Annotated in this window: 1 protein-coding gene; it reads left to right on the forward strand. The window is 73.2% G+C overall.

What is annotated here, in order from left to right:
* Window positions 1-785 (forward strand): Mur ligase family protein (locus FV228_RS31355; RefSeq protein ID WP_246694110.1); only part of this gene is annotated, 785 nt, incomplete at both ends.

Genomic DNA, 785 nt, shown 5'->3' on the forward strand with positions numbered 1-785 from the left:
CCGTCGCGGTGGCCGGGGAGGGCGAGCGCCCAGCCGACCTACCCGAGGCGGTGGCGTGGATCGCAGTTCCGGATGCCCGCCGGGCCTTGGCCCTCGCCGCAGCCCGGCTCGCCGGAGCGCAGCCCGGGGCCGTGGTCGCGGTCACCGGCACGGCTGGAAAAAGCTCGGTCGCCGATTTCGTGCGCCAGATCCTGGCCCGGCTCGGTCGTGACGCCGCGAGCCTCGGCACCGTCGGGATCGTCACCAACCGTGGCGCCGAATACGGCTCGCTCACGACTCCCGACCCGGTGACGCTGCACCAGACCCTGGCGCGCCTCGCCCGGGAGGGCGTGACCGAGCTCGCCATGGAGGCGTCCTCCCACGGGATCGAGCAGCGCCGCCTCGACGGCGTGCGTCTCGTGGCAGCCGGCTTCACCAATCTCGGCCGCGACCACCTCGATTACCACGCTAGCATCGAGGAATACCTCGCGGCCAAGCTGCGCCTGTTCACGGAGTTGCTGCCCGCAGGCTGCCCGGCGATCGTCAACATCGACGGCGCCTATGCCGACCGGGTGATCGCGGCGGCAGAGGGCGCCGGGCGGCCGGTCCGCACGGTCGGACGGTCGGGCACGGACATCCGCCTCGTCTCAGCGAGGACCGAGGGCTTCGCCCAGGCCGTCACGCTCCTGCATGGAAACGTGACGCGCACGGTGCGTCTTCCCCTCGTCGGCGACTTCCAGGTCGAGAACGCCCTGGTGGCGGCCGGCCTGGCGCTCGCGACCCCGGCCGGCGCCGCAGATCCGGGC

The organism is Methylobacterium sp. WL18 (assembly GCF_008040015.1).
Lineage (GTDB): Bacteria > Pseudomonadota > Alphaproteobacteria > Rhizobiales > Beijerinckiaceae > Methylobacterium > Methylobacterium mesophilicum.